This is a genomic window from Pantoea sp. X-Soil-TKNS-1211 (assembly GCF_059730495.1).
In genome coordinates this window covers 432,988-457,659 of the sequence record NZ_AP035954.1, presented here as the reverse complement: position 1 = coordinate 457,659, position 24,672 = coordinate 432,988, and the positions used below count along the sequence as shown (strand labels likewise).

25 protein-coding genes and 1 pseudogene are annotated in these 24,672 nt (G+C 56.1%); 15 read left to right on the top strand and 11 right to left on the bottom strand.

The features are described from left to right. The first annotated feature begins 11 nt into the window (after positions 1-11). The 5 genes from AC6I8W_RS22510 to AC6I8W_RS22490 all read left to right on the top strand — a co-directional run bounded on the left by AC6I8W_RS22510 (position 12) and on the right by AC6I8W_RS22490 (position 4,016). Positions 12-881 carry a branched-chain amino acid ABC transporter permease gene (locus tag AC6I8W_RS22510; protein WP_497838343.1) on the top strand — a complete coding sequence of 290 codons (870 nt, stop codon included), beginning with the start codon at positions 12-14 and terminating at the stop codon, positions 879-881. Next, complete coding sequence (locus AC6I8W_RS22505; RefSeq protein WP_497838342.1) at positions 881-1,912, top strand: branched-chain amino acid ABC transporter permease; 1,032 nt, start codon at positions 881-883, stop codon at positions 1,910-1,912. The genes AC6I8W_RS22510 and AC6I8W_RS22505 overlap by 1 nt, the downstream gene beginning before the upstream one ends. Next, positions 1,909-2,640, top strand: coding sequence for an ATP-binding cassette domain-containing protein (locus tag AC6I8W_RS22500; protein WP_497838341.1), 732 nt, complete (start codon positions 1,909-1,911; stop codon positions 2,638-2,640). The genes AC6I8W_RS22505 and AC6I8W_RS22500 overlap by 4 nt, the downstream gene beginning before the upstream one ends. Then, positions 2,633-3,337 (top strand): ABC transporter ATP-binding protein, encoded by a 705-nt coding sequence (locus AC6I8W_RS22495; RefSeq protein ID WP_497838340.1) that lies wholly within the window; start codon positions 2,633-2,635, stop codon positions 3,335-3,337. The genes AC6I8W_RS22500 and AC6I8W_RS22495 overlap by 8 nt, the downstream gene beginning before the upstream one ends. Before the next feature lie 115 nt (positions 3,338-3,452). Next, entirely contained in the window at positions 3,453-4,016 is a 564-nt protein-coding gene (locus AC6I8W_RS22490) for an ANTAR domain-containing response regulator (RefSeq protein ID WP_497838339.1), read from the top strand. On the opposite strand, the gene AC6I8W_RS22485 is transcribed toward AC6I8W_RS22490, so the two are convergent. Both AC6I8W_RS22485 and AC6I8W_RS22480 read right to left on the bottom strand, forming a co-directional pair. After that, positions 4,017-4,952 carry a helix-turn-helix domain-containing protein gene (locus tag AC6I8W_RS22485; RefSeq protein ID WP_497838338.1) on the bottom strand — a complete coding sequence of 312 codons (936 nt, stop codon included), beginning with the start codon at positions 4,950-4,952 and terminating at the stop codon, positions 4,017-4,019. Between the two features lie 107 nt (positions 4,953-5,059). Further along, a complete protein-coding gene (locus AC6I8W_RS22480) occupies positions 5,060-6,454 on the bottom strand; it encodes an amidase (RefSeq protein WP_497838337.1) in 1,395 nt (464 codons plus the stop codon). A 400-nt stretch (positions 6,455-6,854) separates the two neighbouring features. Here AC6I8W_RS22480 and AC6I8W_RS22475 point away from each other — a divergent pair, with 400 nt between their 5' ends. Genes AC6I8W_RS22475 through AC6I8W_RS22450 form a run of 6 tightly spaced genes read left to right on the top strand, consistent with a single transcriptional unit; the run spans position 6,855 to position 13,170 of the window. Beyond that, positions 6,855-8,063 carry an SfnB family sulfur acquisition oxidoreductase gene (locus AC6I8W_RS22475; RefSeq protein ID WP_497838336.1) on the top strand — a complete coding sequence of 403 codons (1,209 nt, stop codon included), beginning with the start codon at positions 6,855-6,857 and terminating at the stop codon, positions 8,061-8,063. Positions 8,064-8,072: 9 nt separating this feature from the next. After that, complete coding sequence (locus tag AC6I8W_RS22470; protein ID WP_497838335.1) at positions 8,073-9,263, top strand: SfnB family sulfur acquisition oxidoreductase; 1,191 nt, start codon at positions 8,073-8,075, stop codon at positions 9,261-9,263. Then, positions 9,260-10,621 (top strand): LLM class flavin-dependent oxidoreductase, encoded by a 1,362-nt coding sequence (locus AC6I8W_RS22465; protein ID WP_497838334.1) that lies wholly within the window; start codon positions 9,260-9,262, stop codon positions 10,619-10,621. Before AC6I8W_RS22470 ends, AC6I8W_RS22465 begins: the two co-directional genes overlap by 4 nt. Before the next feature lie 23 nt (positions 10,622-10,644). Beyond that, positions 10,645-11,442, top strand: a complete 798-nt coding sequence (locus tag AC6I8W_RS22460; RefSeq protein ID WP_497838333.1) for a MetQ/NlpA family ABC transporter substrate-binding protein — start codon at positions 10,645-10,647, stop codon at positions 11,440-11,442. 2 nt (positions 11,443-11,444) lie between these two features. Continuing rightward, complete coding sequence (locus AC6I8W_RS22455) at positions 11,445-12,536, top strand: methionine ABC transporter ATP-binding protein (protein WP_497838332.1); 1,092 nt, start codon at positions 11,445-11,447, stop codon at positions 12,534-12,536. Beyond that, the gene (locus AC6I8W_RS22450) at positions 12,520-13,170 is read left to right on the top strand and encodes a methionine ABC transporter permease (protein WP_208726411.1); all 651 of its coding nucleotides are present in this window, start codon (positions 12,520-12,522) and stop codon (positions 13,168-13,170) included. Before AC6I8W_RS22455 ends, AC6I8W_RS22450 begins: the two co-directional genes overlap by 17 nt. Here the strand turns inward: AC6I8W_RS22450 and AC6I8W_RS22445 are convergent. Continuing rightward, the gene (locus AC6I8W_RS22445; RefSeq protein ID WP_497838331.1) at positions 13,167-14,069 is read right to left on the bottom strand and encodes a LysR family transcriptional regulator; all 903 of its coding nucleotides are present in this window, start codon (positions 14,067-14,069) and stop codon (positions 13,167-13,169) included. The two genes, AC6I8W_RS22450 and AC6I8W_RS22445, sit on opposite strands and share 4 nt — an antisense overlap. Positions 14,070-14,169: 100 nt before the next feature. On the opposite strand from AC6I8W_RS22445, the gene AC6I8W_RS22440 reads away from it, so the two are divergent. Both AC6I8W_RS22440 and AC6I8W_RS22435 read left to right on the top strand, forming a co-directional pair. After that, on the top strand, positions 14,170-15,234 hold the full coding sequence (locus AC6I8W_RS22440) for an SDR family oxidoreductase (RefSeq protein WP_497838330.1): 1,065 nt from the start codon (positions 14,170-14,172) through the stop codon (positions 15,232-15,234). Positions 15,235-15,514: 280 nt separating this feature from the next. Then, the gene (locus AC6I8W_RS22435) at positions 15,515-15,670 is read left to right on the top strand and encodes a Hok/Gef family protein (protein WP_013511466.1); all 156 of its coding nucleotides are present in this window, start codon (positions 15,515-15,517) and stop codon (positions 15,668-15,670) included. A gap of 75 nt (positions 15,671-15,745) precedes the next feature. On the opposite strand, the gene AC6I8W_RS22430 is transcribed toward AC6I8W_RS22435, so the two are convergent. The 7 genes and pseudogenes from AC6I8W_RS22430 to AC6I8W_RS22400 all read right to left on the bottom strand — a co-directional run. Then, positions 15,746-16,375: an NrsF family protein gene (locus AC6I8W_RS22430; RefSeq protein ID WP_497838329.1), complete on the bottom strand. Its 630-nt coding sequence runs from the start codon at positions 16,373-16,375 to the stop codon at positions 15,746-15,748. Next, entirely contained in the window at positions 16,368-16,919 is a 552-nt protein-coding gene (locus AC6I8W_RS22425; protein WP_497838328.1) for a sigma-70 family RNA polymerase sigma factor, read from the bottom strand. The genes AC6I8W_RS22430 and AC6I8W_RS22425 overlap by 8 nt, the downstream gene beginning before the upstream one ends. Positions 16,920-16,935: 16 nt before the next feature. Further along, a complete protein-coding gene (locus AC6I8W_RS22420) occupies positions 16,936-18,168 on the bottom strand; it encodes a protein-disulfide reductase DsbD family protein (protein WP_497838327.1) in 1,233 nt (410 codons plus the stop codon). Between the two features lie 15 nt (positions 18,169-18,183). After that, positions 18,184-18,753, bottom strand: coding sequence for a peroxiredoxin (locus AC6I8W_RS22415; RefSeq protein WP_497838326.1), 570 nt, complete (start codon positions 18,751-18,753; stop codon positions 18,184-18,186). A 190-nt stretch (positions 18,754-18,943) separates the two neighbouring features. Then, positions 18,944-20,230, bottom strand: coding sequence for a type II toxin-antitoxin system HipA family toxin (locus AC6I8W_RS22410; protein WP_497838798.1), 1,287 nt, complete (start codon positions 20,228-20,230; stop codon positions 18,944-18,946). Positions 20,231-20,250: 20 nt separating this feature from the next. After that, on the bottom strand, positions 20,251-20,505 hold the full coding sequence (gene hipB, locus AC6I8W_RS22405) for a type II toxin-antitoxin system antitoxin HipB (protein ID WP_497838325.1): 255 nt from the start codon (positions 20,503-20,505) through the stop codon (positions 20,251-20,253). Between the two features lie 275 nt (positions 20,506-20,780). Beyond that, positions 20,781-20,960 (bottom strand): annotated as a pseudogene (locus AC6I8W_RS22400) (porin); the annotation flags it as partial. A gap of 450 nt (positions 20,961-21,410) precedes the next feature. Here AC6I8W_RS22400 and nac point away from each other — a divergent pair. Further along, entirely contained in the window at positions 21,411-22,322 is a 912-nt protein-coding gene (gene nac, locus AC6I8W_RS22395; protein ID WP_497838797.1) for a nitrogen assimilation transcriptional regulator NAC, read from the top strand. Between the two features lies 1 nt (position 22,323). Here nac and AC6I8W_RS22390 read toward each other — a convergent pair whose 3' ends face one another. Then, positions 22,324-22,989 carry a TetR/AcrR family transcriptional regulator gene (locus tag AC6I8W_RS22390; protein WP_497838324.1) on the bottom strand — a complete coding sequence of 222 codons (666 nt, stop codon included), beginning with the start codon at positions 22,987-22,989 and terminating at the stop codon, positions 22,324-22,326. Between the two features lie 79 nt (positions 22,990-23,068). On the opposite strand from AC6I8W_RS22390, the gene AC6I8W_RS22385 reads away from it, so the two are divergent. Then, positions 23,069-24,583: an MDR family MFS transporter gene (locus AC6I8W_RS22385; protein WP_497838323.1), complete on the top strand. Its 1,515-nt coding sequence runs from the start codon at positions 23,069-23,071 to the stop codon at positions 24,581-24,583. The last annotated feature ends 89 nt before the right edge of the window (positions 24,584-24,672 follow it).

Sequence of the window (24,672 nt, the reverse complement as noted above, 5' to 3'; positions counted from 1 at the left end):
CAGGAGCCACTATGGATCTGTTGATTATCTACGGCATTGAGGTACTCAATGCTATCGCGGTGCTGATTATCATGAGCCTCGGGCTGGCGGTGGTGTTTGGCATGATGAAAATCGTCAATATGGCGCACGGCGAATTTATGATGCTTGGCGGCTACAGCGCGATTCTCGCCACCAACCATCTCGGGGTGCCGATCTGGATTGCCATGCTGGTGATTGCCCCGCTGGTGGTGGGCGTGTTTGGCATCGTGATTGAGCGCGTGATTATCCGTCACCTCTATGGCCGGATGATTGACACCATGCTGGCCACCTGGGGGCTGAGTCTGGCACTGATCGGGGCCGCGACGATGCTGTTTGGCAACACCACGCTGGGCATCAGTTCGCCGCTGCCCAGCGTAACCGTCGGCAGCTACAGCACCAGCGGTTATTCACTGTTTACCATCCTGTTTGCGTTGTGCCTGGTGGGGGCATTGTGGTTGCTGTTGCGCTACACCACCCTCGGGTTGTGTGCGCGTGCCACCATGCAGAATGCGCGCATGGCGGCGGCACTCGGCACCAATCCCGGCAAAATCTACAGCCTGACGTTCGGGTTGGGTGCAGCGCTTTCGGGACTCGGCGGTGCGTTGCTGGCACCGATCACCGGAGTGATCCCCACTATCGGCATCAGTTTTATTGCCAAGGCGTTTATCACGGTGATTGGCGGCGGTAGCGCTATCATCGCCGGTACGCTCTCATCCTCCACCCTGTTCGGCACCATCTCGCAACTGGCGACCTATGCGTGGACGCCGGTGTTTGGCGCGGTGGCGCTGTTGTTGAGCGCGATTGTGCTGCTGCGGTTGTTGCCGCAGGGCATCACCGGACGCTTTTTCAGGAGGTCGCTGTGATGAAACTGTTTTCTGAACGGGTGCAAATCATCGGTGTCGCGCTGGTGGTGATGCTGGTGGCGTTCTGGCTCTCCGGGGCGCTGGAACTGTATACGCTGCTGTCGGTGACGGTGTTTCTGGTGATGGGGCTGCTGTCGCTCAGCCTGGCGTTTATCTGGGGGTACGGCGGCATTCTGTGCTTTGGTCAGGCAGCGTTTTTCGGTCTGGGTGCTTATACCTACGCCATCTGTGCCATCAACTGGGGGGATTCCACCTGGGCGGTGGTGCTGGCGGTGCTGCTGCCGACGTTGTTCTCACTGTTGCTGGGCTATGTGATCTTTTACGGTGGCGTTAGTGATGTCTATCTCGGTGCCATCACCCTGGCGGTGAGTCTGGTGCTGTTTAACTGGGTGAATTCCACGGCGGGCAGCGAATACCACATCGGCCAGGCGTTACTGGGGGGCTTCAACGGTATTCCGTCGGTGCCACCCCTGAATCTGCCGTTCCAGCCCGATGCGGTTTTATCACCAGAAGCGATCTTTATGGTGACAGCGGGCTGTCTGGCGCTGTGCTACGTCCTGCTGAAATTCACCTTACTCAGCCGTTTTGGCAAAACGGTGGTGGCGATTCGCGAGAATGAACAGCGGGCGGGTTTACTGGGCTATAACGTCCCGGCGCATAAACTGGCGACTTTCGCCATCGGTGCGGCGATTGCCGGGCTGGCGGGTTGTTTGTACGTCAACTGGGGAGCGTTTGTCAGTCCTGGCGTGTTCAGCATCAGCCAGTCGGCGCAGATCATTATCTGGGTGATTGTCGGTGGGCGTGGCACGCTGATCGGACCGGTGATCAGCTGCATTCTGTTGCAATGGATGGTCACCCGTCTTGGCGCGCAGCAGACGGTGGATGTCAATTTGGTGCTGGGAGTGATTCTGGCGGTCTTCGTGTTGCTGATCCCCGGCGGTCTCCTGCCCACGTTGCAACGTCTGTGGCGGCGTAAACGTCAGCCGACGGCGCAAACAGCCACGCCGCAGGTGAGTGAGGTGAAACAATGAGCGCACCGGTTCTGTTACAAACTCAAAAAATGGGCGTCAGTTTTGGCGGCGTCCATGCGGTGAAAGAGGTGGATTTCACCCTGCACGAGGGCGAGTTGCGCTGCCTGATTGGTCCGAACGGTGCGGGTAAAAGTACCTTCTTTAAAATGCTGAGTGGTCAGGTGACACCCAGTCGTGGCGAATGTCGTTATCGTGGTCGGGTGATTTCCGGGTTGCGCCCGTGGGAGATCGCGCGTCTTGGCATTGGTATCAAAACGCAGGTGCCCAGCGTATTTGAAGGCTTAAGCGTGCGTGAAAATCTGTGGCAGGCGGCGGCGAATAAAATGGCAAAATCGGCGCTGCCTGCCGCGATTGACCAGGTATTGCACGATATCGGTCTGGTGTCGCTTGCCGACGCCACCTTATCCGAACTGGCGCACGGTCAGCGACAGTGGGTGGAACTGGGGATGATCCTGATTTCACGCCCGCAACTGGTGCTGCTGGATGAACCTGCCGCCGGGATGACGCACCACGAAGTACGCAAAACTGCTGAGTTAATCAGGGCCATCAACCAGCAAAGTACCGTGGTGGTGGTGGAACACGATATGGAGTTCATCAGTATGATTGCGCAGCAAGTGACGGTGTTTAATCAGGGGGCGGTGCTGGCGGAGGGGAGCTTCCGTGAAGTGACCAGCAACCCATTGGTCAAAGAGGCCTATCTCGGCAACGTGGAGATTAAACATGCTTGAAATTAAAGAGATGGTCTCGGGATATAACAAAATTCCGGTGCTGCATCTGTCAGAACTGTTTGTCGGCGCAAAATCCTTTACCGGCGTGCTGGGACGGAACGGCATGGGCAAAACCACGCTGCTGCGCACCATCATGGGCGAACTGCCTGCCTGGCAGGGCCGCATTGCGCTGAACGGCATCGATATCACTGCGTATCAGGCCCATCAGCGCGCGGCGGCGGGGATCGGTTTTGTGCCGCAGGGACGGCAAATCTTCCCGCTGCTGACGGTGGAAGAGAACCTGCGCATGGGCTGCGTAAAACACTTTTCCCGCGCCGGACAGATTATTGAGCAGATGCTGGAGATCTTCCCGCGCCTGAAACGTCTGCTGGCGCAACCGGGTGGATCCCTGTCCGGTGGTGAACAGCAGTTACTGGCGTTGGCGCGTTGTTTATGTGGTCAGCCGCAACTGGTGTTGCTGGATGAACCCACTGAGGGGATTCAACCCAATATCTGTGAGGAGATTATTGAGACTTTGCAGCGACTCAGGCAAGAGATGGATATCTCCATCATCCTGGTGGAGCAGGATATTGAGTTTCTCTATGCGTTGTCAGATCAGATTCATGTGATTGAAAAAGGTGAGATTATTCACCACATCGATCCGCAAACTACCTCCAGTGCCAGTATCGCCGAACAGTTTTTAGGTTTTCATGCCTGACGGTTACGGATCGTGCATTTGTCCCACCCGACACAATTCCCGACCGCCTTAACAAAGCAGGCGTGACTCAGGTTGCTTAGTGTAATGCTTCACACTCCATAACCCAGGGTGAAGCATGACTGAGCAATCCTTACTGGCGACGCTGGCGGGCGTCCGGCTGCATCTTTTCCATCCTGATGTGCAGAGCGCGCGGGCCTTCTGTGCTGCGCTGACACAACTTGGCTGTCACGCGCAACACAGCTGGCCGCTGCCGGCGCAGGCACCCGGTGACGTCCAACTGGTGATGGTGGCGGTTGAACCTCATTATCAGCAGGCCCTGCAACCGCTATTCCGTGCCTGGCAGCAGGCCAATATCCCGGTGATTGCGCTGGCCGATGGGCAAAATGCGCGCCTGTTTCCGCTATTAATTGAACTGCAACCGACCGCCATCGCCGCACGCACGTTGCATCCCTTTGCGTTGATTGTGCAGATCCTCGGCACGTTGCAACTCACGCGCCAGCATGTCCGGCAGCGGATAAAGGCCAAAAGCGAACGTCTGACCCAGGCCAAAGGCATACTGATGCGGGAATATGGGTTGGATGAGTCCGGGGCGTACCGCTTTATGCGCAGCGAAGCGATGAACACCCGCAGCAGCCTGGAATATACCGCTGAGCGGGTGATCAACAGCTTGCAAAAATAGTCAGCTCTGCGGCTGGCGGATCAGGCTGCTGGGGGTGTAACCAAAGGCTTTGCGGAACGCGAGACTGAAGTGCGACATATCGCTAAAGCCGTGGTCCATCGCCACCTGGGTGATATTGCGCGCTTTGCCTTCGGCCAACGCTTTGTGGCTCGCCAACAAACGCTCCTGCCAGACAAAATTCATCGGCGTGGTGCCATGCGCGGCGAATACCCGACTGACGGTGCGCGGGGAAACATGATGGGCGTTGGCAATCTGCGCTACCGACAGTTCATGTTGGTGCAGATGTTGCCGCAGATAGTTCACCATGCGTGAGAAGAGATCGGGTTTTAACGCGGCATCGCTTTTCTGCAAATTCAGGCTGACGGCAATCATGTTCAGCAGCGTGTTGGCAAACTGCTCCGTCAGAAACGCATTTTCGCGCTCGGCGTTAAAGGCAAAGGCTTCGGTGAGCATCTGCTTAAGCGAGGTCATGCCCGGACGGCTGAGATCCAGCGTTTTGCCTGCCAGTCGGGTGATGGCCGGTGCATCCTTTTCAATCATCTGTCGCGGCAGATGTACGATATTGATGGCGACGTTATCCATGGCAAAATCAAATGGCGTGGCGGCATCATAAATCACTACATCGCCAGCGCTGACACGGGAATGGTTGTCATTCTGGCTTAAGGTGCCGGAACCGGCGCAGATATACCCCAGATAGAAATCATGATTGGGATGGCGTCGAATACACTCCTGCGTGCGTTGCCACACCAGCGCGGTACGCGAGATATGATTGGCGATATCCACATGTCCCAGCATCGAGTAACCGAAGCTGCCGGAGAACTCACCGGCGTGGGTTTGGCGTGCTTCGGCTTTGATTAAACGCGAACAAACCGCGTCACGCCAGGCATCAAAGCGATGGCGGTTTTCCAGGTTATCGGTGGTGAAATTTTCTTTCATGACAACGTTCCCTCAACATGGAGAAAAGGGCGGAAGTGGAAAAAATAAAGCAATTATTGGGCCATGAAAGCAACAAAAAGGCCGCCGCAGCGGCCAGTGGAAGAACCTTACAGCGTCGGGTGTCTTTTATGCCAGTCGGTCACCTGCTGGTAAGCCCAGGCTCCCTGTATCATGGTGGCTTCAGCAAAGTGCGCCGCCACCAGCTGCAAGCCGATCGGTGCACCTGCCGCCGTCATACCACAGGGCAGCGTAATGGTGGGGTGGCCGCTGGCGTCGAATGCACTGGTGTAGCGCAGCACGCCGTTAAACAGTGCCTGATCAGTACCAAAACGGGTCATGGTGTCCCAGGTTAGCCCGGCAAACGCAGTGGCCGGTGCCAGCACTAAATCGACGTTGCTAAACAGGGCGGAAAGATCACCACGCAGCGCCGCACGGCTCAGCAACAGGCGCTGATACTCCAGCGCCGTGACGCTGTGGCCGAGATCCAGTAAACCCGCCAGCCCCGGTCCGTATTGTTCTTTCTGTGCCGGATAAGTCGCTTCATGTGCCAACGCGGTTTCAACGGCACATAACGCGCTCCACTCCTCGGCGGCTTTCTCGGTGTCCGGCATGGTGATATCAACAAAGGCGGCACCCAGCTCACTCAGGGTGGCAATCGCTGATTGCAACGCGGTACGAGTGTCATCATCGACTTTGTCCAGTGCCCAGGCTTTATCAAGGCCGATGCGCAGCTTACTGACGCCGCGCGTCATCAACGCCAGATAATCCGGCACTGGCTCGCTGCTGGAAGTGGGGTCTTTCTCGTCACGTCCGGCAATCGCCTGTAACATAGCGGCGGCATCGGCGGCGGAACGCGCCATCGGACCGATATGATCGAGCGACGCCGCCAGTTCACAGGCACCGTGTCGGGTGACGCGGCTCCAGCTGGGTTTGATGCCGGTCAGGCCGTTGGCGTTGGAGGGAAAGCGGATCGAACCGCCGGTATCGGTGCCGATAGCCCCATAACACAGGCCCGCCGCAGTGGCGACACCGGAGCCGCTGGAGGAGACCCCGGTCCACAATGTGCTGCCCCACGGATTCGACGGACGGGTAATCTCCGGGTGGTGATCGGCGAAGGCGCTTTCGGTTTGCGCCAGTTTGCCGAGGATCACCGCGCCTGCCGCACGGAAGCGTTCCACCACCGTCGAGTCTTCAGCTGGGTAGTGATCTTTATGAATGATCATCCCGTGGGTAGTCGGCGCATCTTTGGTCCAGATCAGGTCTTTCAGGGCAATCGGCACCCCGTGCAGAGGGCCGCGAATCGTGCCACTGGCGATTTCACGATCCGCTTCAGCCGCCTGTTGCAGCGCGCTATCACGCATCACGTAAAAATAGCTGTGCAGTTGCTGATCCAGCGTATCAATACGCGCCAGCAGGGCGCGGGTGACCTCAACCGAGGTGATGTCACGTGACTGAATCAGGCGGCCAATTTCCAATAAACTTTTGTAGTGCAGGTCGTTCATCGTGCGCTTACCTCGCAGAGAAAGTGTTGGTGAACAAGCTAAAGCAGACGTGAGAGTCCGGCTTTGTTGCGCCGGACAATTGCTGTGTCGGGAGTGACAGTGTTAGCGACTAAAAGACGCGCAATAAATCGCGCTGCAACGTTTGCGTGGGGGGTAGCGGCGCGATTTATCGCGCGTTCTTAATGTCCCTTATTTATAAAATAACATTCGATTACCATATTTATTCTTAGGAAAATGACCATACTGAAATACCTTCTTTCAGCGTGCTTTCATTATCCGTATATATTTATCTGAATAACAAAATACCTTGTGCAGATATAGCATAACCCCGCTATTTACTTGTTTCAGAGCGCCTGATTATTATCCCTGCCAATCTGTTATTTCTATTGTGAAATAAACCATGACACAAACTCTTGGCAAAAATAATCCCGCTGCGGCGGTGTTAACTCATGATGCTGACGCGATTGCCGCTGCACGCCATCTGGCGGAACAGGCAAAAGTTGAGGCGGTGGAGCGCGATCAACAACGGATTTATCCGCGCGAACTCCTTGATCAATTTAGCAGGCTCGGATTGGGCAGTATCAGCGTGCCGCGTCAGTTTGGCGGTGGCGGATTGTCATTTCAGACGGTAGCTGAAGTTTTCCGGCTGATTTCCGCCAGCGATCCCTCGCTCGGGCAGATACCGCAAAATCATTTTGGTCTGATTCAGTTCATTCTCGGTGAAGGGATGCCGGACCAGCAGCAGCATTTGTTGCGCGCGGTGGTCAGTGGGCAGCGGCTGGGCAACGGGGGACCAGAGAAAAACACCCGCCATACCCGTGATGTGCAGGCGCAATTAGTGACAACGTCACAAGAATTGCGACTTAGCGGAGAAAAGTTCTACTCAACGGGGGCGTTGTTCGCCGACATCCTGGTAACCACCGCGATGCAGGATCAACAGCAGCCGGTGATGGCGTTTATCCCACTTCCTGCGGTGGGCGTAGAGATTGTCGATGATTGGTCCGGTATCGGCCAACGTACCACCGCCAGCGGCACGGTGCGGCTACAGCAGGTGGTGGTTGATGCGCAATGGATTATGCCGCTGCCTGCACCGGAGAAACCCACGTTGCGTGGCGCGGTGTCGCAGTTGATTCAGGCCGCGATTGACGCCGGTATCGCCCAGGGCGCACTGGATGATGCGCTGGAATTTGTGCGTAGCAGCTCGCGTGCCTGGGTGGATGCGGGTGTCAGCCGTAACGCGGATGATCCTTATATTCTGGCTGATGTGGGGCGTATCAGCACCGAGCTGACGGCGGCCAATGCGTTGTTGGTACGTGCGGCAAAGGTGCTGGACAGCATCGATCAACAGTCACTCAACGCGGAAAACTGCGCCCGGGCGTCGATAGCGGTAGCGGAAGCCAAAGTACTGACCACGGAGGTGGCGCTGCGGGCCAGCGAGAAACTACTGGAATGGGGCGGGAGTCGCGCCACGTTGTTGCGACATGGCCTCGATCGCCACTGGCGCAATGCGCGTACCCATACCCTGCATGATCCGGTGCGCTGGAAGACGCACGCTATCGGCAATTACTACCTCAATGATGCGCTGCCTGCGCGCCATGCCTGGATTTAAGGAGCAACCATGACGCAGGTTCAGCCCAAACAAACCGCCACACGCATCAACGATGCGCAGCAGGCGCTGGCGGTGGCGCAACAGCTGGCGGAACAATTCCGGCGCGCTGCCGCGCTGCGCGACCGTGAACGGCAGTTGCCGCATACGGAACTGGCGCAGTTTTTCGCTGCTGGTCTGGGGGCCATCACCGTGCCACGTGCGCACGGCGGGATTGAGATCTCTTCGGCACAGCTGGCTGAGATTGTTGCCGTCCTCAGTGAAGCGGATGCGGCTATCGGCCAGGTCCCGCAGAACCATTTCTATGCGCTGGAAGTGTTGCGGGTCAACGGCAGCCCGGCACAGCAGCAGCGGCTCTATGGAGAAGTGTTGGCCGGGGTGCATCTGGGCAATGCGCTGGCGGAGTTTACTTCCCCGACGGCACACCAGCGCAGCACCCGTGTTGCCGGAGGACGCCTTAACGGGACGAAGTTTTATGCCACCGGCGCGTTGTTTGCCGATCGTATCCCTACTGCCGCGCGCGGAGATGACGACAAAGAACAACTGGTCTTTGTGCCGCGTCATCAGCCGGGTGTCAGCGTGATTGATGACTGGAGTGGTTTTGGTCAGCGCACCACCGGCAGCGGCAGCGTGCAGTTTGTTGATGTCGCCGTCAGTGACGATGATGTGGTGCCGTTTCAAACCGCGTTCGAGCGGCCCACCGCCGTTGGCCCCTTCGCGCAGATATTGCATGCGGCGATCGATCAGGGTATCGCCCGTGCGGCCTTCAATGACATGCTCGATTTCCTGCGTCGCCGTGCGCGCCCGTGGCCGGACAGCGGGGTCGATCGCGCCACTGACGATCCGCTGACGCTGGATCGCACCGGTCGCCTCGCGGCACGGTTATCCGCCGGAGATGCCTTGCTGTCGCTGGCTGGTGATGCGGTGGATATTGCACAACAACACCCCAGCGCTGCAAACGTGGCGCTGGCCTCGGTCGAAGTGGCGAAAGCGCGCGCCTGGACCACGGAAGTCTCGCTGGAAGCGGGTAACTTGTTGTTCGAACTGGGCGGTTCGCGTGCCAGTCTGCGCGAGCATAACCTCGACCGGCACTGGCGCAATGCACGTACCCATACCTTGCATGATCCGGTGCGCTGGAAATATCCGGCGATTGGTAACTACCTGCTGAATGGCGTGTTACCGCCGCGTCGGGGGACGATATGAGCCAAAAACAGATCCTGCTCAACGCCTTCAATATGAACTGCGTCGGTCATATCCATCATGGCATGTGGACCCATCCGCAGGACAAATCGGTGGATTTTAACTCGCTGGCGTACTGGACTGATTTGGCGCGGCTGCTGGAACGCGGCTTGTTTGATGGCATTTTTATCGCCGATATTCTGGGCGTGTATGACGTCTATCAGCAGGGTATCAATCTGACGGCCAGCGAGTCGATTCAGTTGCCGGTCAATGATCCGCTGATGCTGGTCTCGGCGATGGCGAGCGTTACCCAGCATCTGGGCTTTGGTGTCACCGCTAACCTGAGTTATGAAGCGCCGTATCCTTTTGCCCGCCGTCTCTCCACTCTCGACCATCTGACCGCAGGGCGTATCGGCTGGAATATCGTCACCGGTTATCTCGACAGCGCGGCACGCGCTATGGGGCAACGGGAATTGCTGGCACACGATCGTCGTTACGATCAGGCCGATGAGTTCCTTGATGTGACCTACCAGTTATGGGAAGGCAGCTGGCAGGATGATGCGCTGGTGGTGGACCGCCAACGGCGCTTGTATGCCGATGCGCAGAAAATTCATCCGATCAACCATCAGGGTGAATTTTACCAGGTGCAGGGCTACCACCTCAGCAGCCCGTCGCCGCAGCGCACGCCGTTGCTGTTCCAGGCAGGTAGCTCGGCGCGTGGGATCCAGTTCGCGGCGCGCCACGCTGAATGCAGTTTTGTGAACGCCAGTTCTCCGGCCTTGATGCGGCAACAGAGCCAGCGTCTGCGTCAGGCAGCAGTCGATGCCGGGCGACATGCCGATGATCTGCGCATTTTTATGGGCGTCAGCGTGATCGTCGCTCCCACCGAACGTGAGGCGCAGGAGAAGCATCGTAGCTACCTCGAATACGCCAGCCCCGAAGCGGGTATCGCCCATTTCTCCAGCTCGATCGGGCTGGATTTGGCCGCTTTCGATCTTGATGAGCCCATTACCAGCGGCGACACGCGGGCGATTGAGTCGGTGAGTAAGGCTTACAGCGGCTGGACGCGGCGGCGTTTGCTGGAACAGCACGCAATGGGCAGCCGCTACCCGCTGATTATCGGTAATCCGTCGCAGGTGGCGGATCAGTTGATCAACTGGATCGACGAGGGCGATATCGATGGTTTCAACCTGACGCGCATCCTCAATCCGCAAAGCTACCGTGATTTTATCGATCTGGTGGTGCCGGAGTTGCAACAACGTGGACGCTTCAAGACCGCCTACCAGCCCGGCTCACTGCGGAAAAAGATTTTTCAGCAACAGGATCGTTTGCCTGATCGCCATCCGGCGGCACGCTGGCGGCTTGCGGCTAACCCTCGTTAATCCATTTACCTCAGGGAATTATCATGAAAATTTCATTAAAACTGGCGGCCGCATTGCTGGCAGTAAGCTCGCTGGCGAGTGCCGCCAGTTACAGTGGACCACTGAAAGTCGGCACCACGGCGGCTTTTGCACCACCGCTGGAAACCGCCGTGGCAGAGGCGAAAAAACAGGGACTGGAGGTGCAACTGGTGGAGTTCACCGACTGGACCGCGCCAAATGTCAGCGTGGAAAATGGTGATATCGACGTTAACCTGTTCCAGCACAAACCGTTCCTGGAGAACGCCAACAAAGAGGGTGGCTTCCATCTGGTGCCTTATGCGCCAGCCATCATCAATAACATCGGCCTGTACTCGAAAAAACATACCTCGCTGGAGCAGATCCCGCAGGGCGGCACGGTGGCGATTGCTAACGACCCGATTAACGGCGCGCGTGGCTTGCTGCTGTTGCAGAAGGCCGGGTTGATCACCCTGAAACCTGGCGTGGGGCTGAAAGCCACCGTCGATGATATTGCCAGCAACCCGAAAGATTTGAAGATTATCGAGGTGGAAGCGGTGCAACTGTCGCGCTCGCTGGATGAAGTCGATCTGGCACAAGGCTATCCACACTATCTGCGTCTGGCGAAAACCATCGATCCGGACCAAGCGCTGCTGTTTGATGGGCTGGAGCACCCGGAATATGTCATCCAGTTTGTGATTCGCGATGGTCATCAGGACGATCCGCGCCTGGCGAAGTTTGTGGATATCTACCAGCATTCGCCGGTGGTGCGCGCCAAACTGGACAGCTTCTACGGCAAACTGTATCAGCCGGGTTGGAGCCAGTAATCATGGTGAGCCTGACGTTGCCCGGTGAACAGGATGCCTTGCTGGAACCCGCGCATGAAGGATCGGGTAAGGCGCATGTGCAGATTGTGAGTATGAGTAAACGCTATGTCGGACAGACCCTGGACGCGTTGAAAAACATTAATTTGCAGGTTAAGCGTGGCGAGATCTTCGGCATTATTGGCCGTAGCGGGGCCGGTAAATCGACCTTGATCCGTTGCCTTAACCGGCTCGAAGCACCAAGCGCCGGGCAGGTGGTGATTGACGGCATTGATATTGGTACGCTTAGCGACCGGGAGCTGGTGCAGTGGCGACGCCGCACCGGCATGATTTTTCAGCACTTCAATTTGCTGTCGGCGAAGACGGTGCGGGAAAACATTGAATTGCCGATGAAAGTTGCCGGGGTGCCTGCTGGGGAGCGTCAGCGCAAAGTGGATGAGTTGTTGGCGCTGGTGGGGCTTGAGCAGCGTCAACATGCGTGGCCTGCCCAGCTTTCCGGGGGACAAAAACAGCGCGTCGGCATTGCCCGCGCGCTGGTGCATGACCCGGAGTTGTTGCTGTGCGATGAGGCAACGTCGGCACTCGATCCGGAAACCACCCGTGCCATTCTGGCATTGTTGAAGAAAATCAATCAGCAGCGCCATATCACCATCGTGCTGATCACCCATGAGATGGACGTGGTACACGATCTTTGTCATCAGGTGGCGGTCATTGATCAGGGTGAAATCATTGAACGCGGCCCGGTATGGCAGGTGTACAGCGATCCGCAGCAGGAAACCACCCGCCAGCTTCTTAACCCACAGCATCAGGCGCTACCGGAAAATATTGTGCCGTTACTGACGCCGCAACGTCAAAACGCACAGTCCCGTCTGTTGATACGGCTGCGTTATACCGGGCAGGGTGCTTCACCGGATCTCGGTGCGCTGAGTCGCCAGGCCCCGGGTGAGGTAACCTTACTGTTCAGCGCTATTGAATGGGTGGAAAACAAAGCCACCGGTCAATTGTTGCTATTGCTGGATGCGCGTCATGACAGTGCGCAGGCACTAAGCCATTTTGCCGACCAACTGGAGATTGCAGGGTATGTCACTGGGCTTTGAACGTTTATGGACCGGGTTGCTGGATACGCTGTTGATGGTCGGCGTGTCGTCGTTGTTTGCGCTGGCGTTGGGATTACCAATGGCGGTGATCCTGGTAGTGACCGGACGTGGCGATCTGTTCCCCAATCCGTTGTTGAACCGGTTGTTAGGCTGGGTGGTTAACCTGTTTCGCTCCATCCCGTTTCTGATCCTGATGGTGGCGCTGATTCCTTTCACCCGTTGGGTGGTCGGCACCACCTATGGCGTTTGGGCGGCAACGGTGCCACTCACGCTGGCGGCTACGCCGTTTTTCGCGCGTATTGCTGAGGTGAGTTTGCGTGAAGTGGACAAAGGGTTGACCGAAGCGGCGCAGGCGATGGGCTTTCATCGCTGGCATATTGTCTGGCATGTGTTGCTGCCAGAAGCGCGACCTGGCATCGTGAGTGGCTTCACCATTACCTTAGTGACGATGATTAATGCCTCAGCGATGGCCGGGGCAATCGGCGCGGGTGGCTTAGGGGATCTCGCGTATCGTTACGGTTATCAACGCTTTGATATGCAGGTGATGCTGACGGTGATTGTGGTGCTGGTGGCGTTGGTCACGCTGTTGCAATTCTTCGGTGATCGCTTATCGCGTCGTCTGAATCATCGTTAACGAATCGGCAGTTGGCTGAGTGCATTGAGCAGCGCATCGACTTTCGGCAGCAACTGCTTGCGGCGCGGCCATACCAGCGTCAGCATCAGACCATCGGGTTGATGCATCGGGAGGATAATCTCCAGCTCACCGCGTGCCAGTGGTTCGCGTATCAGCCAAGAGGGCATCTGCCCGACGCCCAGCCCGGCGCAAATGGCCTGCACCTGCGCGTCGACATCCCCCAGCGCCATCCGGTGCGGCATGTTGCGCCACTGTGGATGACCATCCTCGGTTTGCAGCAACCATGGTTTGGTGCTGCCATCAACGCGTTCGTACAAAATCGCCGGATGTTGCAGCAGTTCATGGGTGTTATTCGGTCGGCCAGCGCGGGCCAGATAATCGGGTGCCGCGCAAAACACCATACGTTCCCGCCCCATCTGGCGGCAGCCAAGCGAGGCGGGAATATTCGGTGTGTCGCCAATACGCACTGCCACATCAATCCCTTCATCGAACAAATCGACCATCCGATCGGAAAAACGCAGGCTGAGTTCCAGCTCAGGATGTTGCCGACAAAATGGCATCAGCAGTGGCATCACCGCCAGCCGACCGTAGGTGTTGGGCACCGCCAGCCGTAATTTGCCGGACGGAATGCTGCGTTGTGCCGCCAGTACCGCTTCGGCCTCTGCCAGTTCTTCCATAATACGAATACAGGTTTGGTAGTACGCGTTGCCCGCATCGGTCAGCTTCAGGCTGCGTGTGGTGCGTTCCAACAGACGGGAGCCGAGGCGCGCTTCCAATCGGGTGACGCTTTTGCTCACCGCCGAACCGGTAATATGCAGGCGTTCTGCCGCCGCGGCAAAGCTGCCGCTTTCGACACTGGCGACAAAAGGAACAATATCTTTCAGGCGCTGATCGTGCATTGATTCATGAACTCAGGTTGGGAATGATGTGAATAAATGGCAGAGATGAGAATTTAATTCTCCATTACGCTAATGATTACGCAAACTGAGGAGAATTGAAATGCAAAAGCAGGCGTTAATTGTCGGCATCAGCGGCGTGATTGGCCGTGCACTGGCGGAAAAGCTGTTAAGCGAAGGTTGGCAGGTGACCGGTTTGTCACGTGGACGTGGCGCGGTGCCGCGAGGATGTCGCAGCCTGACTGCCGATCTCACCGATGCGGCAGCGGTACGTCAGGCATTGGCTGGGGTGAAACCGGATGCGGTGTTCTTCAGCGTCTGGGCGCGGCAGGCCAATGAGAAAGAGAACATTCGCGTTAACGGTGGCATGGTGCGTAACGTCATTGAGGCGTTGGGCGAGCGGTTGCAGGGCGCGCATGTGGCACTGGTCACCGGGCTGAAACATTATCTCGGGCCTTTTGAAGCCTACGGCAAAGGGGCGGTGCCGGTGACACCGTTCCGTGAGGAGCAGGGACGTCAGCCAGTCGATAATTTCTATTACGCGCAGGAAGATGAAATCTTTGTCGGTGCGGAGCAATATGGTTATCGCTGGAGCGTGCATCGTCCTCATACCATTATCGGTTATGCCCTCGGCAACGCGATGAATATGGGCCAGACGCTGGCGGTATATGCCACCTTGTGTCGTGAAAAGGGCTGGCCATTTATTTTTCCCGGCTCCACGCAACAGTGGAACGGAGTGTCGGATGTCACCGATGCCGGATTGCTGGCCGAGCAGCTGCTGTGGGCGGCGACCTCTCCGGCGGCAGCCAATCAGGATTTCAACGCGGTAAACGGCGATGTATTCCGCTGGAACTGGCTGTGGCCGCGTCTGGCAGCGTACTTTGGTATTGAAGCCGCCGACTATCCAGCACAGATGATGCCGCTGGAAGGGCGCATGCAGGCAGCGACTGACGCATGGTGCGAAATTGCCCAGCGCGACGGATTACGTGAGGCAGATATCAATAAGCTGGCCTCCTGGTGGCACACCGATGCTGATTTAGGTCGTCCGATGGAAGCCTTCACCGATATGAGCAAGAGCCGCAAAGCAGGGTTTATAGGCTATCGCAGTACGCTGGATGCGTTTATCGAGTTGTTCGAAAAGCTCAAAGCGGAGCGGGTGATTCCGTAACGTTACAACAGAAGTTGTCACGGATCGCATAATGGAGAAAAAGGAGCGGGCTGGCGCAACGGAATGGCTAAAAATTTAGGATAAGTCAGACGGTTGGATTAGAATCGCGGCGGGTGCTTGAGGCTTTCTGCCTTAAGCATTTGCCAACGGCAGAAAGAGAAAAGCCCCAGTTAACATGGGACGTCTAGCCGGACGTCTCACATTAAACTGAGGCCACATCTAATGCCACACGCAATTAGAGTAGCCTCTTACGGACCTTCGGGTCAAGGAGAAGTAGGCTATGAAGCAGCATATGGCGCGGATTGTCGCCCTGATCGTTATCTGTACCGCCGTTGTAATGGCGGTGCTGGTTTTGAGGAAAGACCTCTGTGAGGTCCGCATCCGAACTGGCGATACGGAGGTCGCTGTCTTCACAGCCTGCGAATCTGTCAAGTAAGAGACCCGGCGGGGAGCGATCCCCGCCAACTCTTTAGGGTGTTGCGGCTGGCCTCAATGCACCCGCTCTCCAACATTACCGTATTGCGACCCAGCGCTTGCCCAACAGTACCGTCAGGGCCACGATGCTGACAATCGCCGCCAGATGCATAAAAAAATCCAGCTGATGCAGATGCACCGGGTGACAAAACGCCAACAGCGTCACCGCCATGCAGGCAACACCGAAACCGGCCATGGCCAGGCTGCGCACCGGATGCAGTGCCCGGGTACGGCGCAGGCTGGCAATCATCATCACCATCATCGGTGTGCTGACCACCAGCAAAAAGGTGTAACAGTTGGTGCCATCACCCACATGCAGCGGCGGTTCAACACGCGGAATACTGAGGATACTGAGCGCCAGCCACAGCAAACCCAGCGGCAGCAACGCTTTCCAGCCAAGGCTGCGACGTCCGGCGATACTCATGGTAAAGGCGTTGCGAATCGCCAGGATGCCAAGCAGAAACGCCAGCGCCAGTTGCACCATCGCCCAGTGTGATCCGGGTTGTGACCAGTCAGTCAGGCTGCGTTGCACCAGCAGGCTGGCGAGCACACCGCACGGCAAGGCCGCTGCCAGCCATGTCGTTACCCGCCATCCGGTGGGTAACGGACGCTTCACCGGCTGCGCGGTCCGGCTGAGTTTTTCAATTAACAGGTTGTGATCAGTCATGATGTGCTCCAAAGCGGCGTAAATTGGTCAGCGCGCGATGCAGAAGCGATTTTACTGCGGCGACGCTCAGGTTGTTATGTGCAGCCGCTTCCATCAGGCTCATTTCGCGTAAATGGACATGTTCAACAATCTCCCGCTGGCGTGAAGGCAGCTGACGCAGATAGCCTGCCAGCTCATCCTGCGAATCCTGCCGTGGCGGTTCTGCCGGTGCAGGTGTTTCAGCCAGATGATCCTCGGTCACTTCCCAGCGCTGATGGCGTCCACGCCGACGCAAGGCATCCACCGCGCGTGCCGAAATGATCGCCATCAGCCAGGGTAAGAACGGATACGCAGGATCGTAGGTATGACGTACCCGATGCACTGTCAGCAGCACATCCTGAATCACGTCTTCGATCAGCGCGTCGTCAGCGAGCTGTTTTCGTACCTGCGAACGAATCACCGGCACCAACGCTTTCAGCAGTCGCGTATATGCCGACTGGTCGCCTGCCTGCGCCCGTTCCATCAGAGCAGGCCAGCTATCGCGTCCGGTATCGCTTGTATCCATATTCCGCCTTGTTGGGTCAGGCTTTTTTGTTCGCCGCCTGAGTTAGCGCATCAACCACAATGCCGGGGGTAAGCACCTGCGGCAGCACTTTGGGTGGTCCACCATTGGCCGGGTACACCAGGTACATTGGTAGACCGCCCTGACCAAACTCACCGAGTGCGTCATCAACATCGGGGTTAAATTTGGTGGAATCCGCCACCATGTAGACCGTGCCGGTTTTCGCCAGCGCCTCTTTCACTGCCTGGGTTGAAAGCGAGGTTTTCTCGTTAACCTGACAGGTTATACACCAGGAGGCGGTGAAATCGACAAAAATGGCTTTGCCGTGCCCGCGCTGTTCGGCGAGGGTTTGCGGTGTCCATTTTTCTTTGGTGAGGGTAGTGGCAACCTCATCACCGGGCAATCCGGCACCCGGCTTAATCATCCCTGGTAGTGGGGCCAGCACCGCGATCACCAGCACGGCGGTGACGGCAAACAGGACTTTGTGACCTTTCCCGGCAAAACGGCGTTTCTGCGCCATGCCGTATAACCATCCAGCGAAGCTTAACACCACCGAACCGGCGAGTAAGGTCGCCAGCGCGCCACTGCCCGCTTGCTGCGCCAGAATCCACACCAGCCAGGCGTAAGCGCCAAACATCGGGAAGGCGAGGCCGCGTTTCAGAATATCCATCCATGCGCCGGGGCGCGGCAGGAGTTTTGCCAGCGCCGGAAACAACGATACCAGGGTAAAGGGGGCGGCAAAACCCAACGCCAGCGCAAAAAAGATCACCAGCGCCACGCCAGGTGGTTGCACCAGCGCATAACCTATGGCACTGGCCATAAACGGCGCGGCACAGGGAGTGGCGACGATAATTGCCAGCGCCCCGGTCAGGGCAGAACGCACATAAGCACCGCGTCCAATATCGATCGCGCCGACCTGCTGCACCGACAGGCCCACTTCAAACACACCCAACAGATTAAGGGCTGCCGCAAGAATCACCAACGCCAGCAGGGCGATCACCAGCGGCGATTGCAGCTGGAAACCCCAGCCCACCGCCGCACCTCCGGCACGTGCCGCCAGCAGGATACCGGCCAGCGCCATCATGGTCACGACCACACCGAGCAAAAACGCCAGCCCTTCACGGCGTGCGCTGGCGCTGTTATCAGTATGGCGTAACAGGCCCAGCGCTTTCAGTGAAACCACCGGAAAAACGCAGGGCATAAAGTTAAGAATGATGCCGCCAATAAAGGCGGCCAGCATCGCGGTTAACATCGCTGGCCTCGTCGGTTAGTGAGTCGCGGTTTGCGGATGGGCGTCGCTGTACTGCTTCACGGCTGCAAGGGCTTTCTCGATATGGGTATCGGGGTTTCTGTCAGTATAACTCAGTAAAATGTCGCCATTTGGCGCGATCACGTAGGAAGTACGGTCGGACAGGGTTTTGCCTTTCATCTGCATGGTGGTCTGATATTCCGCCGCCACTTTGGCACCCGGATCGGCCGCTACCGTGAACTTATCGCGGCATTCAAGTTTGGAGAAGTCGCTCACCTGGTCGGTGTTCCCGGCGGTGACACCCACCACCGTTGCGCCCATTTTCTTGAAGCTATCGGTAGCTTCAGCAAAATCATGGGCTTCGAGAGTACACCCCTTGCTGAATGCCGCCGGGAAGAAGTAAAGCACCACCGGACCTTTCTGCAATGCCTGTTGCAGCGAGAAGGTCAGCGGTTTACCCGCCAGCGCACCTTGCAGTTCAAAATTCGGGGCTTTGGCACCGACCGGCAGCGCGGCGAATGCTGTGGTGGACAGGCCCAACGCGGCAGCCATAGTCAGGGTACAAACGAGGTTTTTCATGCGTTTCATTATCTGCTCCTGCGGGGTTGAGGGTGTTCCGGTTATGTGACGCTGTTAATCAGTTCGCTGGTATTGCGGGGAAAGTTTCGGTCAGGGGAAAATTTTTTACTGTGGCGTCAATTTATTGAAAAAATCGCCGATATAAAACGCGTTGATGGTGGACCGAACGGAGAAATAAGCGTGGTTATTGACAGAGAATCTATTGCTGCAATCGCGCCAACATCCGCAGGCTATGGGAAAACAGCGCATCGGTGATACGGGGCGGGAAATTAGCCGGTAACATACGTTCGACCTGGTGGATGGCGTCTGGGAATTGCGCAATAAAGAAATCAATAATTTCCACCATGCGGTTCTGGTCAAAATTTACTGCCTTAGCCGTTGCCATAAAATGCCGTGGGTATATTTTCTCAATCTCCATCTTTTTACCTTTCGTGGCTTTCAGTCCCATCGCCAGTTTCAGATCACGAATGTTCAATCCGACTCCACCCAACACAGGGTAGGCCGAGATGACATCATAGAAAGGTGTCAGCCGATAGCTGCCCCCTCGCTCAATAAATACTGAGAAGTTTTTCGCATGTCCGTCGGTGGCACCAATCAGCCATTGGAATACCTGAAATTTCATAAATGCATCACGATCTTCCAATGCCTGGCTCGATCCCATCAGGAACGCCATGATATCTGCAATGCCCGGGCCACCATCAGATTCATATTTCAGCGCAGAAGGCAGTCCAAATGTCTGGCATATATCTTCCTGCGGCAAGCGCAGAAGTTGTGTATTACTGGCATTCCAGCGGCGGTCAAACCGCTCTACCGCTAAGGCTCGAATATCACCGGCATGGATAATTGTGGCCGTAGGCACGCTGAAGCCGAGTGCACGGGCGAGTGCCAGGCAGGCATATTCATTCTCAACGCTTTCGCGCATATCCAGCGTGGCAAAAGGTTGTTTGATCTCGCCAATCGGCAATTTGATGATATGTGAGGTGGGGGTGGCGCCGTGTGGAATACTCCAGCCTGCGGCGGTTTTCAGTAATGCCGTTTTTTCCTGGGCACCTGCTACCGAAATGCGAAAGTCTTCTACATCCCGGATCATGCCGAGCGGTATATCCGCCTGGTAAGCAGATAAGACGCGGATCAGTTTCTCTTGATTAAGCGTTTCATACTGCAAACCCTGCCCCGCAGGAACACTGTCTGTGGGGAGTAACATCACAGCTCCCACACTGTCCTTACCAACCTCGCGTAACAGGTCAAAAGGTTGCCGCGACTTTGCCCGATAACGTGCCACGATACGGTCGCGGATAAGGGGGCTATCAGGCAACAGATTATCAAAATAGTTGATCACGCTTTCTGAAGTGAGGGCAGGTAATTGCAGAGGCAAGGACAGAGAGAGCGGACGCGCCAGCCGGTTATTCAGCCAACTCCCGGCATACTGGAAAGTATGGGCACCATTGCTTTGCCGGGTAAACACACCGACGCGTTCACCATTCATCCACGCCACCAACTCCTGCTTCACCAGTCATTCTCCTGATCGTAACTTGCCGGGGTCTCGTTTGCTTCCAGCTTCTCGTGAATATCCAGCTTGAGTTCAAGGGACTGCAGGATCTTAAACAGCGTCGCCAGAGTGGTCAGGTCGGGATTGTTTTCAAAATGGGAGATCGTGGCTTGTTTCAGCCCCACTTTTTTGGCGAGTTGCGTCTGTGTCCACTGATTTTTCTGTCGAATCAACCGGACATGATTAGCAAGCTGTCTTGGGCTATAAATCATCGCAAATCCTCACAGGATGCAGGGCAAGATCGCGCAAATAACGAGTTATCCCTTGCTCGGGATAATGATTAATTTATCCCTTATAGAGGGTAAAGTCAAAATTATCCCCTTTAAGGGATAATGCTGCGTTTATCCCCGAAAGGGGATAAGTGCGACTGGCACTTTTTGCTTATAACCCCAACTAACTTCCCTATGTCCTGTGCGACGGACCGCTCTGCTATAACAACATCCGTTATGTAAATGAGCACGGAACTCCGTCTATGGATATTCGTAAAACCAAAACGCATATAGGATTGATCGCCATCCAGACTGTCGTTGTTGGAAATATAATTTTCACCCTGAACCTTGCCGTACAGATCAAGTTTGTTGACATCCTTATTATAAATTTCTGCCGCGTGACCCACTCCAGAGATTAACAGGGCGCTGGCGATGCAGGATTTAATCGAAAGCTTCATCATTTATTCCTCGTTTTTTGCATTTGTCATCTTATTGGGATATCACCCCGGTTAATTCATCACGGTAATCTGATAATTAGCGATGAAAGTAAATTCGGGAAAAGCGCCGCTGGCAGCCTGCCAGCGGTGAAGCGCACACACAGGGTTTACCAATGAAGACAGATGATGAGGGTAGGGGGATAATTATTATTTTGTGGTTTAATCATCTGTAAAGCACGTTAACGAAACGTGCTAAATTCGCCACTGCCATAGGGTGAGGAATAACGTTCCCGATAAGATAATTTTGTTTTGGCTGGATAGTATTTACTTATTGCTATCTGAAGCCTTTAATCATGGATGCTCATATAAAATGCCTATCTGGCGAAAGGCATTCCTTCTTACCGGCAGGAATATAAAGTCGATATAGTCATGAAAATAACAGCGCAGGCGTTAACCAGCGATGATAACAAGATGAATATACGGCGTCTGAAGTCCTTCATTACGATTGTCGATATGGGCAGCATCACCCGTGCGGCGGATGCGTTGCATATTGCACAACCGGCCCTCAGCCAGCAACTGGTGGCACTGGAGGATCACTTTAAACGGCAATTGTTGATTCGCAGCCAACAGGGGGTGATGCCTACCGAAGCGGGCAAAGTGTTGTACGGCTATGCCAACGCTATGCTGCGTCAGTTTGCGCAGGCAGAGGTGGACGTGTTGAGCGCCGGACAATCATTGTCGGGACGCGTATCGGTCGGGCTGGCCCCATTCAGTGCCGCCTCCACGCTGGCGATGTCATTGCTCAGTGAGATGCGCCAGCGCCATCCGGGTATTCTGCTGCATCTGGTGGAGAGCGTCGGCCAGGCTTATAGCGAGTTGGTGGCGAATGGGCGACTGGAGATGGCGTTGCTGCATGGTTGCGGCGGCATCAAAGGGCTGCATTACGAGCCACTGTTGGAAGAGTCCTTCTATTTTGTCGCCCACGCTGATTTTGACTTCGATGATGATGGTGGTCCGTTGCAGGTCAGCCAGCTTGGCGCACTGCCGATGCTGCTGCCTCCTGCCTATAACTTTGTACGCCGGGCGATTGATGAAGCGTTTAGCGTGCACCAGCAAAGCATCAATATTGTGGGTGAGCTGGAAGCGGTAAAAAGCATTACCCATGCGGTGGAGGCCGGACTTGGCTGCACCATCATGCCGAAGACAATTGCCGAGCGAATGCAGTCGGAGTCACGCGATGTGATCATGCGTGCCATCAGTGGCCCGGCCATCAGCCAGACGTTGTCATTGTGCGTCTCGGAACGCACCCCACTGTCCGAACCGGCAGCGGCAGTGCGGGAATTGTTAATTGAACTCACTTCGGGCTTAACGCAGACGGGGTGATTCACGACGCCGGCTTGATCCCGTTGCAAAACAGACTCAGCGTATGTGCGACAATCTTTTCACGGTTGAACGCCGGATCGTCGGCAAAGCGCGTAAAGGGCACCAGCACCATACTGAGAATTGACGTCATCAACAGTTGTGGCTCCAGATCCGGATTCAGCAATCCCTGTTGCTGCCAGCCCTCAATCAGGCTTTTCACCTTATCGCGCTCGGCATGACCGAAACGGTGTTTAATATGCTGGCCTAAACCGCCCTGGCCTTCAGTCACTTCCTGCATCCACAGTGGTCCAAACCAATGATGGGTGGCGATAATATCAGCAATCTCGCGGATAAAGGCGCTAAAGGTAGTGACAGGGTCACGTGGCTCATTGACAAAATGCGCCACCAGACGCTGGCGCAGCGGCAAAAAACGTTCCTCAACCACCACATCCAGCAAGGCTTCCCGCGACTTGAAATAATAATTCAGCATCGCCGGACTGACGCCTGCCTTACGCGCAATGGCGTTCAGGGATGTCTCCGCAATACCGTGTTCCGCGTATAGCGACAGGGTGATATCCAGCAGATGTTCGCGCTGTTGCGCGTTGATCGCGCCACCACGTGGCCGACCGGGACGACGGGGTTCGGATTTTGCTGATTTTCCCTCAGAAGGGACTTTCTGTGCGGTCATTTTTGCGTGCTCACTTGTTTCCTGTCAGACTTTGAATAATATTAATTGTGTATTTAATTAATTTCAATCTGGTGTCTCTATGAAATCCGAATCTCTGGCACAGAATGTCACCAGCGCCGATGCGCCGCGTCAGTCTTTTGGCTGGCTGCTGGGCGCATTGCTGCTGGTGATGTTGCTGTCTGCCCTGGACCAAACCATTGTTTCCACAGCGTTACCGACCATTGTTGGTGAGCTGGGCGGGCTGGATCGTCTGTCGTGGATCGTAACGGCGTATATGCTGGCCTCAACCCTTGTTGTACCGCTATATGGTAAATTTGGCGACCTGTTTGGCCGTAAGCGGGTGCTACAAATCTCAGTGATCCTGTTCCTGATCGGCTCCGCGCTGTGTGGGCTGGCACAAAACATGGAACAGCTGATTTTCACCCGCGCCTTGCAAGGATTGGGCGGGGGCGGGCTGATGGTGGTGAGCATGGCGGCTGTGGCCGATGTGATTCCACCGGCCGATCGTGGTAAATATCAGGGCCTGTTTGGCGGCGTGTTTGGTCTGGCAACGGTGGTGGGGCCGCTGTTGGGGGGCTTTATTGTGCAGCACGCCTCCTGGCGTTGGATCTTCTATATCAATCTGCCGCTTGGCCTGTTTGCGCTGTTGGTGATCAATGCCGTATTTAAAACCGACAGTAAACGCAAAGCCCATGAAATCGACTATCCCGGTGCATTTTTCCTCTGCCTGGCGCTGGTTGGCATCACGCTATTCACCAGCGAAGGTGGCTCGGTGCATGCCTGGTCTGATCCGCAGTTGTGGTGCATTCTCGCCTTTGGTGTGGTGGGGCTGATTGGTTTTGTCTACGAAGAGCGTCGTGCCTGGGAGCCAATTATCCCGCTAACGTTGTTCCGCAATCGCAGCTTCCTGCTCTCCAGCCTGATCGGCTTTATTGTCGGTATGTCGCTGTTTGGCAGCGTCACTTTCCTGCCGCTGTATTTACAGGTGGTAAAAGGAGCATCACCGACCGGCGCTGGGTTGCAGTTGCTGCCATTGATGGGGGGATTGCTGGTGACGTCGATTGTGAGTGGACGCATCATCAGCCATACCGGAAAATATCGTCTGTTCCCGATCGCCGGTACGTTGCTGGCTACCATTGGCATGGCGCTGATGACTACGCTGAAGCTGGACGATCCTACCTGGCATATCTGGCTGTTCTCCAGCATCCTCGGGATGGGCATGGGGATGGTGATGCAGGTACTGGTGCTGGCGGTGCAGAATACGGTCTCACCGGATAGCATCGGCGTGGCGACCTCGTCAGTGACGCTGTTCCGCTCGGTGGGTGGTTCGATTGGCGTGGCGTTATTTGGCGCGATATTCAGCCAGGTGTTGAAGTCCGGGCTGACAAAGTTGGTGGATAAGGGGGCAGAGCTGCCGCGTAGCCTCGACCCGGAAGCCATCCATCATCTGCCGCTCGATGTTCAGACGCTGTATTTGCAGGCATTTGGTGATGCGATACATGCCGCATTTCTGATGGCGGCGGGTGTGATGTTGCTGGCGTTTTTGTTGTCATTGTTTATGCCGGAATCGCCGTTACGCAACAAAAACGCCTGATACCTTTGCAGGCCAGCGCTTTTGCGGCATAGTAGTGCCGCATTGCGATGCGCCTGGATCAGCAGACAGGCAATAACTGAGCTGGCTAA